1 protein-coding gene is annotated in these 3,225 nt (G+C 75.2%); it reads left to right on the plus strand.

What is annotated here, in order from left to right:
• On the plus strand, window positions 1-3,225 hold a 3,225-nt coding region (locus ABGA99_RS36465; protein ID WP_347584278.1), incomplete at both ends, for a type I polyketide synthase.

Below are 3,225 nucleotides of genomic sequence, written 5' to 3' on the forward strand. Positions count from 1 at the left end.
CCACCCACACCACCCACCTCCCCACCTACGCCTTCCAACACCACACCTACTGGCTCCACGACACCCCCACCACCGCCGACCTCACCACCACCGGCCTCTCCCCCACCGAACACCCCCTCCTCGGCGCGGCCGTCGACCTGGCCGATGGCGACACCGCCGTGTTCACCGGCAGCCTCAGCCTCCGTACCCACCCCTGGCTCGCCGACCACGCCATCGCCGACCGTGTCCTCCTGCCCGCGACCGCGTTCGTGGATCTCGCGCTGCACGCGGGCCTGCAGGTGGGGTGCGCGACGCTGGCAGACCTGACGCTGGCGGCTCCGCTGGTGCTGCCCGCGCGCGGTGCGGTGCAGGTACAGGTCACCGTGGCGCAGTCCGGCACCGCGGGGGCGCGGACCGTGACGGTCCACTCGCGCGCGGAGGGCTCCGATGAGCCCTGGACCGAGCACGCCACCGGATTGCTGGAATCCGACGCGGACGGTGCCCGTCCGGCGGTCGCCGCCGTGGAGACCTGGCCGCCGGCCGACGCCGAGGCGCTCGACGTGTCCGGTCTCTACAACGACTTCGCCGCCCAGGGATACGCCTACGGTCCCGGGTTCCAGGGGCTCACCGCCGCCTGGCGCGGCGGTGGCAGCGTATGGGCCGAGATCCACCTCGACGCCGACACCCACGTCGACGGATTCGGTGTCCACCCCGCCCTCCTCGACGCGGCACTGCACACGCTCGCTCTCGACCCGGCGACCAGCGGGCACACCGCGGACGAGGTCAAGCTGCCGTACACCGTCTCCGGTGCCCGGCTCCACGCCACCGGTGCGTCCACCGCCCGGGTGCGCCTGACGCCGACGAGCCCGACGACGGCGACGGTGGCCCTGTTCGACGGCGCCGGCCGGCCGCTGCTGAACATCGACGTCCTGACACTGCGCACCGTCGACCCCCACCGGCTGCGGGCCGGGGCCGCCACGGACCGCGGCGGCCGGCTGTTCACCGTCGATTGGACGGAGCTGGAGCAGACCGACACCGACGCGCCCCCGCCCGCGGTGCGCGTCCTCGCCGCCGGGCCGGACGCGGCGTCCCTCCCCGAGCCGGCCGAGGCCCTGCTGCCGTCGGTCGACGCCGAACTGCCGCTCAACGAGCGCGTCTCCGCGGTCGCCGGGCACGCTCTCGGGGTCGTACGGCAACGGCTGGCGGAATCCGCGCCGGAGACGTACGTCGTCGTCACCCGGAACGCCGTGGCCACCGGCTCGGCCACGGACCTCGACCTCGTCCACGCGCCCCTCTGGGGCCTCCTCCGCAGCGTCCAGAGCGAGCACCCGCACCGCATCCTGCTCGTCGACCTGGACCACGACCCGGCGTCGGCCGCGGCCCTCCCGTCCGCGGTCGGCGCCGCCCTCGCCCGGCAAGAGCCCCAGGTGGCTGTCCGGGCAGGTGCGCCGCTGATCCCCCGCCTCAGCCGGTACGAGACGTCGGGTGAGCGCCCGGTGGCGTTCCGCGCGGACGGCACCGTCCTGGTCACCGGCGGCACCGGCGCGTTCGGCTCCCGGCTCGCCCGGCACCTGGTGGGGGAGCACGGCGTCCGTCACGTCGTGCTCGCCTCCCGCTCGGGCCCGGATACCGAGCAGGCAGCAGCCGTACGCCGTGACGTGGCCGCCCTGGGCGCCGAGGTCACCGTCGTCGCCTGCGACGCCGGCGACCGCGACAGCCTCGCCGCCCTGCTCGCCGCGATCCCCGCGGACCGCCCGCTGTCCGCCGTCGTGCACGCGGCGGGGGTGCTGGACGACGGCCTCGTGGAGTCCCTGACACCCGAGCAACTGGCGCGCGTGCTGCGGCCGAAGGCGGACGCGGCATGGCACCTGCACGAGCTGACGCGGGAACTGGACCTGGACGCGTTCGTGCTGGTCTCGGCCGGCGCCGCCACCCTGGGGACGCCCGGCCAGGCCAACTACGCCGCCGCCAACACCTTCCTCGACGCGCTCGCCGCGCACCGGCGGCACCTCGGGCTGCCAGCGGTCTCCCTCGCGTGGGGCTTCCTCGCCGAGGACGCGGGGATGACCGGCGGGCTCGACGAGCGGCAGCGGGCCCGGCTGGTCCGTAACGGCGTCGTACCGCTGGCTCCGGAAAGGGCGCTGGAGCTTTTCGACGCCGCGCTCGCCGCGGCGGACGCGCCCGTGCACCTGCTGCCGGTCGCGGTGGACGCCACCGCCCTGCCGCCGGACGCCGTACCGCCGATGCTGCGCGGGCTCGTACGCCGCCGCCGCTCGGTCGGCACGGCGGCCGCGGCCCGTACGCTCGCGGCTGCGGACGGGGCCGCCGGGCTGGACGCGCTGCCGGCCGAGGCCCGCCTGGCGCGCCTGACCGAGCTGGTCGCCGCCCGCGTGAGCGCCATCCTCGGGCACACGGACGGCCGCTCGCTGGACCCGGGGCAAGCCTTCGGCGACCTCGGCTTCGACTCGATGACCGCCGTGGAGCTGCGCAACCAGCTCACCGCCGCCACCGGGCTCCGGCTGCCGTCCACGCTGATCTTCGACTACCCGACACAGCAGGCGCTGGCAGCGTATCTGAACAGCAGGTTCACGGGCCCGGACACCGCGCGGACCACCGCACGGGAACAGCTCCAGGACGACGACCCGGTCGTCATCGTCGGCATGGCCTGCCGCTACCCCGGCGGCGTCACCTCCCCCGACGACCTGTGGCAGCTCCTCGCGGACGGGCGGGACGCGGTCAGCGGCTTCCCCGCGAACCGCGGCTGGGATCTCGCCTCGCTGTACGACCCGGACCCGGACCGGCCCGGTACGTCGTATGTGCGCGAGGGCGGATTCCTGCACGAGGCGGGGCAGTTCGACCCGGCGGTCTTCGGCATGAGCCCGCGGGAGGCGACCGCCATGGACCCGCAGCAGCGGCTGCTGCTGGAGACGGCCTGGGAGGCGTTCGAGCGGGCGGGGATCGACCCGCAGTCGGTACGCGGCAGCCGGACCGGTGTCTTCGCGGGCGTCATGTACAGCGACTACGCGGCGCGGTTCCTCCCGAACGCCCCCGAGGGATACGAGGGGCAGATCGGCAACGGCAGTGCGCCGAGTGTGGCGTCGGGTCGGGTGGCGTACGCGTTCGGGCTTGAGGGTCCGGCGGTGACGGTGGACACGGCGTGTTCGTCGTCGCTGGTGGCGCTGCATCTGGCGTGCCAGTCGGTGCGGAGCGGGGAGTCGACGCTCGCGCTGGCCGGCGGCGTGACGG

This window comes from Streptomyces sp. B5E4 (genome assembly GCF_039871555.1).
Classification (GTDB): Bacteria; Actinomycetota; Actinomycetes; order Streptomycetales; family Streptomycetaceae; genus Streptomyces.